Annotated in this window: 8 protein-coding genes; 3 read left to right on the plus strand and 5 right to left on the minus strand. The window is 42.3% G+C overall.

Translation table 11 applies throughout. The features are described from left to right. From CAG68_RS06125 to CAG68_RS06135, 3 genes are all read left to right on the plus strand, one after another. The coding region (locus CAG68_RS06125; protein WP_202599868.1) for an ABC-type transport auxiliary lipoprotein family protein at positions 1-206 on the plus strand (206 nt) is incomplete at its 5' end. 110 nt (positions 207-316) lie between these two features. Further along, complete coding sequence (locus CAG68_RS06130) at positions 317-1,090, plus strand: hypothetical protein (RefSeq protein ID WP_005385811.1); 774 nt, start codon at positions 317-319, stop codon at positions 1,088-1,090. 206 nt (positions 1,091-1,296) lie between these two features. Beyond that, entirely contained in the window at positions 1,297-1,536 is a 240-nt protein-coding gene (locus CAG68_RS06135) for a hypothetical protein (RefSeq protein WP_033905728.1), read from the plus strand. A gap of 60 nt (positions 1,537-1,596) precedes the next feature. Here the strand turns inward: CAG68_RS06135 and CAG68_RS06140 are convergent, their stop codons facing one another. The 5 genes from CAG68_RS06140 to CAG68_RS06160 all read right to left on the minus strand — a co-directional run. After that, a complete protein-coding gene (locus CAG68_RS06140) occupies positions 1,597-3,435 on the minus strand; it encodes an extracellular solute-binding protein (protein ID WP_017633867.1) in 1,839 nt (612 codons plus the stop codon). Between the two features lie 499 nt (positions 3,436-3,934). Further along, positions 3,935-4,636, minus strand: a complete 702-nt coding sequence (pyrF, locus tag CAG68_RS06145) for an orotidine-5'-phosphate decarboxylase (RefSeq protein ID WP_005376667.1) — start codon at positions 4,634-4,636, stop codon at positions 3,935-3,937. Positions 4,637-4,720: 84 nt separating this feature from the next. After that, positions 4,721-5,896, minus strand: a complete 1,176-nt coding sequence (gene lapB / locus CAG68_RS06150) for a lipopolysaccharide assembly protein LapB (protein WP_005376665.1) — start codon at positions 5,894-5,896, stop codon at positions 4,721-4,723. Between the two features lie 18 nt (positions 5,897-5,914). Next, entirely contained in the window at positions 5,915-6,211 is a 297-nt protein-coding gene (locus CAG68_RS06155; protein WP_005376663.1) for a LapA family protein, read from the minus strand. A 269-nt stretch (positions 6,212-6,480) separates the two neighbouring features. Then, on the minus strand, positions 6,481-6,659 hold a 179-nt coding region (locus CAG68_RS06160; protein WP_202599869.1), incomplete at its 5' end, for an HU family DNA-binding protein.

A 6,659-nucleotide genomic window follows, 5' to 3' on the forward strand; every position in this document is an offset into this window, starting at 1 on the left:
TTACGTTAAATAAATTTAATGGCAGCTACAAAGGTAATATCGAAATTGAGGGGGAATGGTTACTCATTAATGCCGAAGGTAAGGTAGAAAACAGCGCGCCAATACAAATCTCTCAGCCGCTTCAAGATGAGGGCTATGAAGCGCTCGTCAACGCTTTATCCATAGGCTTAGAAAGCCTAACCTCAGACATTGCCAAACAACTCTAAGTCAATGTTAATTACAGGGAAGCAAGTTGCTTCCCTTTTTTATGCAGAGTGTAGCGACTTCTACTAAGCTGAAAGCTGACGAAAAGCCGAAAAGCCGAAAAGGAAATTGGATGAAACCATGTAACCTGCTATCACTCTCCTCACTCATTCTTGTATTACCTACATCAGTAGCGCTCTCAGCCGAGACACAAGAATCTCGTTGGCGAAATAGCATAGAAGTGTACATGCTAGGACTGAATATCCACGGAGATACCAGTATTGGTCGCTTTTCATCAGAGGTGGATGTCGATCCTAAGTTCATCGTAGACCACCTCGATATTGGGGCGATGTTGCGATTCGAGAGTATTTACCAAAGTAAGTGGGGCTACTACATAGATTATAGTTTCATGAACTTAAGTGGTGATGTTAATAATATCAAGGGCGCTCTGCCTAACGCTCGTTATCGTGCGGACATCGAAATACGGCAAGGTGTTCTAGAAGCAAAGGCATTCCAACGCGAACAATATTCATTTGGTAAACTGGATTATATGTTTGGATTACGCTGGTGGGACAATGACATCACCGGCAAGCTGTATCGTAATGACAACCGGGTACTAGAAGATAGACTGTCATTACAAGAAGATTGGGTCGATTTTTTAGTTGGCTTGCGACTCATTGATGAATTGAGCGAAAACTGGCGATTTCATGCCAGTATCGACGCCGGACTTGGCAACGATACTCACTTCACTTATGCCATTCAAACTGGTGTTCGTTATCGTTTTAACGAATGGTCTGATCTCAACTTGGCTTACAAGTCGACCTGGGTTGATTACAAAAATGAGGGAGTATTTGAATATGATACAGCTTCTCAAGGGCTTTTAGTCGGACTTGGCTTTTACTTTTGATCAGGTGAAACCCTAGCCTATATTCAAGCGTTGTAACGTGTACTAGCTCTAGGTACACGTATAGTGTCGCGTTACAGATGCTTAAATAAGGCAAATTGATCTTCATCAGACTATAAATTGCTCTTCGGTGTTACTCTCTGTCGCAAAATATAAAACCCCACTCTATGACCTCATATAGGTCTTATTGATAAGGTTCCCGAGTAGCAATGTCGATTAACATTTCCGATTTAACCACCGCCCTAAATAAGGTGGAGCATATTCATAAAGTTCAGCTTGAAAACGTACATCAGTTCTTCAAAGCAAACGAAGCTTTTTCGTTGCAAACATTCAGCCAGCTGATATCCAGCGACTCGCTTGATGATCGATTTAAAACCATCGATAGAGCGTTCTCTTTGCTTGGTGATGCAAAAACCTACCTTTTAGAAGTGTCTTACCTTATTAAGTAAAAAAGAAAGCCCCGATAAAATTCATTATCGGGGCTATCATTTTCTATCTAAACTACTGATTTACAATTTGTAACGATCATCAATTACCGTTAGTTCTGGGAAGGTTTTACCCTCGTCCATCGCTTCTTCTGTCTCTTCTTTTACTTGGTTATCAATCCAGAAATTACCGATATCCATTGGATGAAGCACCCATTCTGTCGCTTTTGTCATGCCGTTTTTAGGAATTTTAACCCAGCGCCAATGAGCAACTCGAGAATAAGGCACCATATAGCCAGGAACGATGATATTTGCTTTGCTGACATAGTTTTGGATTTGATGCGACAAGTCGTAACGCTTCTCCTGATCAAACTCAGAGTCATACGCTTCAATTAACTTGTCTAGCTCAGGGCTGCTGTAGTTGGTGTGAGCATTCGTTTGTGGTCGATTTGCATTATCCGAGTGTAGGTATTCCCAATACGCAGGGATCTCACCAGAGCCCATATTCAAAAACGCTAGCTGATGCTTTTTCTCAAGAATGTATTTAAACGCAGATGAGCCATCCACCAAGTTTAACGTGAACTCAAGACCAGCAAGTTTCGCTTGCTCTTTCAGGTATGCAATACGCGGTGTCCAAGAGTTGTATCCGTAGGTGATGGCAAAGCTCAAGCGTTGGCCCTTGTCGTTAACACGAATACCATCTGCGCCCACTTTGTCAAAGCCCGCTTTTTCGAAGTGTTTAACCGCCGCATCAGCATCAAACTTTGGCGGTGTATTGTTAGGATCATCGTATTCGCCATGACCAAAGCCGAGTCCATGCGGTTTACGTGAATAATCTCCACGCATGATGTTTTCAATCATGCCGTCATAGTCAGTGGCTGCCATAACACCTTTACGCACTTCTAGGTTATCCAACATCGGCATCGCTGTGTTCATCCAAAGACCACCAGCTCCTTGCGGTGCTTCGTTAAAGCCCCAGTACTTTTGGATATAGCCTTTTTTGTACACATCACTATTGGTTTTGTCATGCCAAAAGCTTGGTAGCACCATCTCAAAGTAGTCTAAGTTGCCTTTCTCAAAGTGCTTCATGGCAATATCAGGATCGCGAATCACCTTAATGCGAACCTTTTCAACGTTATAACGGTTTTTATAGTAGCGGTTGTTGTATCCCCACCAATCTTCACCGACATGTTTGAATGTCACGCTCTTACCTTTCTTCACTTGATCAATGTAGTAAGGCGCTGCGGTTGGCTCAGATTTAAAGTTAAACTTTCTGACGAAGTTATCAGGCATGCCATCGTTATTTGCGTCCTTTTCTCCTTCAAAGAAGTGTTCAGGACGAGGCTGAAAACCATTACTTGGCATGTTAATCATAACCATAAGTGAGTCATGACTTTGAGCTACAGCAAGATTGACTTTGATCGTGTAGTCATCAATTTTTTCAACACTCACAATACTGTTTGTGAAGAAGTCGTTATACCACGGGTCGATAATGTCTTTTGACGTGTAGTACTTCATCATAAAGACGTAATCATCTGCTGTAATTTTTTCACCATCTGACCACTCGGCCGTTTCGTCGAGTTTAAAGAATACGGTTTTGTTGTCCTCTCCAAATGCCCATGACTTAGCAAGTTGAGGGATCCATTTGCCAGTATTTGGATGACGCTGAGCCAGTTTTGGTGAACCATCCATTAAGTATTGGCGCAAACCTGAGTTCGCATCTGGACCAACACTTCGTAATGTTTGCGGAAAGCTCTGAATGTAAGTGCGATAGGTGCCACCTCGTACCGCTTCTTCAGAGGCAAATAGAGGTTCGTTGTTGTTTGAAATCCATTCGATATCAGCTGGCAATTCTGCCGCACTCAGTTGAAAACTGGCAGCGGTCAGTGTTGCTAGTACTGAAAATGGCAGTTTTTTAGTCATGTTTCTTCCTTGTTGTGTTTGCGCACTAAGGTCGTAACAAGGAAGACAGCGTGTGAAAGCTCACAGAAAGCTGCGATTTAAAATACGCAGATAGGAAATAATAGGAACGTAATATGAAGTGACGTCCTGCCAGCTTCTATATTAATTTCAAAGAGTTTCACTAGGTCATCCTAGACCTTACAACGCAGTGAATGCATCTTCGCCATAGTATTCTTTAGACATTTGTAACGCAAGCCATCAATAATACATGATTGCATTTTCGAGGCATCACAGTGAGTTATGTTACAAAAGTGTGATCGGCATAGTACCAAGCCCTACTTTACTCAGAATAAACCGCAGAACCTTTATCTCAATTGGCCCCGATATACCAGTTAAAGCAAGTAAATGATCAGACATAGCTGGTTAAAAGGAATGGTTGTTTACCGCGATTAGTATTTTCATTCGATATAAAAAGTGAGGCATCTTAGCCTCACTTTTCTCCATACAATCGAGACAGTGCTTACATGTTAGATAAGCTCTCATTGATCGACTTCAGCACTTCTGCAGGATTTGACGCTTGAGTGATAGGGCGACCAATCACAAGATAATCTGAACCTGATTGGATAGCGTCTACTGGCGTCATGATACGGCGTTGGTCACCTTGTTCTGAACCAGCAGGTCGAATACCAGGGGTCACTAATTTAAATTCTTGGCCTAGTTCGCTCTTCAGTAGTGAGGACTCTTGCGCTGAACATACCACGCCATCTAAACCTGCGTTTTTGGTCAAGGTTGCTAGACGAATAACTTGCTCCTGAGGCGCAACATTCAAACCAATACCAGCTAAATCACTTTGTTCCATACTGGTTAGTACCGTTACACCGATAAGAAGTGGACGATCTTTACCATATGGTTCAAGAATTTCACGTGATGCCGTCATCATACGCTCACCACCGCTCGCGTGTACGTTCACCATCCATACACCCATTTCAGCCGCAGCGCGAACTGCTTTCGAGCAGGTGTTTGGAATATCGTGAAATTTTAAATCTAGGAATACAGAGAAACCACGTTTATGGAGTTCACGTACAAAATCAGGACCAAATAGCGTAAACATCTCCTTGCCAACTTTTAGTCGGCATGACGCAGGATCAATTCTATCTACAAACGCAAGTGCATCTGCTTGGTTATCATAATCCAGTGCGACAATAACTTTTTGGTCGATCATTTCATCTCCTAACTGTTTTGGTTCTTATTCAATAAAAAGTTAAAAAAATGCAGCGGACAGAAACTCTGCCAGCTGCATTAAGAATTATTCACCATCCAATCCGCGGATTGGCTTGATCGTCCCCCATCCTTTACAGGACGGACAATGCCAATAAAGGGAATGGGTAGAAAATCCACACTTCCGGCATCGGTAATGCGGTTTCACTTTTAACTGTTCACCCACCATCGCTTGTAGTGTTGATAGGCTGTCTTTCGCTCGACCATCTTCTGCTTCTGCAATGTGGTAGTCAATTAAACGGTAGAAGCCCTTCATGGTTGGGTTTTTCAGCAATTGTTTCGTCAGTAACTCTTGAGCAGCCCCAACGTTCTCGTGATGAGCAACTAATTGAGCCAACATCAACTCGGCTGATACGCCTGCTTTCTTATCAATACAAGCTCTCAGAAACTCGACAAGTTCATCTTCCTGACCCAGATGATGATAGCATTCTGCAATAGTTGGCAAGACATCACTGATAAAGTCTTTATCTTGCTCAAGTACCCCCGTCAGATATTTGATGGTGTGCTTATAGTCTTCAGACTCTAGGTAAATTCGTCCCAAAGCAATACTTGCTCGAACACACTTCGGGTCTTCCGCTAACGCTTTTTTAAAATGCTGTATTGCCTTATTAGTATTCCCATCAGCTTGGTCGAGCATGGCTATTTCACACCAAAAATGGGCAATATTTGCACGCATCCTTGAGCGTTTATTACCTAACTTAGCCAATTGGTTCGCGTAATAAATCGCCTTTTCCCATTCTCGTGTTTGCTGATAAATGGTCACTAATTGTTGAAGAGCCGCCTCTTTGTAATCTGGCTCTTCGACTAACTGTTCGAAGATTTTCTCTGCACGATCAAGAAAACCTGAGACCATGTAGTCTTTCGCTAACTGTTGAAGGGCGAGGTTCTTTTGGTCCAGTGTTAAGCCTGAACGAGAAATAAGATTTTGGTGAATTCTGATTGCGCGGTCGACTTCACCACGAGACCGGAACAGGTTACCCAACGCAAGGTGAGTATCGATGGTCTCGTTATCAACTTGGAGCAATTCAATAAAGTGATCGACAGCCTTATCTGATTGGTCTGAGAGCAGCAGATTAAGACCCGTCATATACTGACGAGAGATTTGATGAGATTGCTTCTGCTTGTCTTGCTGAGCGCTGCGATGCCCCATATACCAGCCATACGCAGCAGCTATAGGCAACAACAAGAAGAGTAGTTCAAGCATTAAAGTTAAGCCTTATCCTTATGCCTGTTTTTCAATGGCTGGCTTATCAGCAGCGTTGTTTGATTCAGTTGGTTCGTACTTTTTCAGTTTTTTCTTTAAACGACGGACCTGTAGCTGAGTTTTCAGTTGGATGCTACCAAAGATAACCCACGCTAAAGCAAAGCCAACCACAAATACTACACCTAATAGCGTAGATAAGTGGAACTCTCCTTTTGCTAGAAGATAGTTAAAAGTCACGAGCTCTTGGTTTTGGGAACCTAACGCCAATGCAATTAAAAAGAGAGCTAAAACAGCAACGATTTTTATAATTTTCATGTTACATCACCCTTCTAGGAGTAAGTCGGTAAGATTATGCAGGAAAATGCTTCTTCAGACTACGTATATTAGCAATAATCTATACCCAAGTAACCTCAAGATGCTTAGTTTGTAGACATGCTTAGAAGTTAAAGTTATTTGGGTATAGAAAACAGCTGAATCCACAATTAGATTAGTAAACGATCTTAGATGTATGACTAACTTGGATACATTACAAAAAAGCGGCATACACAAACGTATGCCGCTTTTTTCAAACTAATAAGAGTGCATTAACCAATATTTACACGCTCACGAAGTTCTTTACCAGGTTTGAAATGTGGAACGTATTTACCTTCCAATTCCACTTTATCGCCCGTTTTAGGGTTACGACCTACGCGAGGCTCGCGGTAATGAAGAGAAAAACTACCAAAGCCACGGATCTCGATACGGTCACCGCTCTCTAGTGTAG

The sequence above is a fragment of the Vibrio sp. V42_P2S4T144 genome (assembly GCF_009904715.1).
GTDB classification, from domain to species: Bacteria; Pseudomonadota; Gammaproteobacteria; order Enterobacterales; family Vibrionaceae; genus Vibrio; species Vibrio alginolyticus.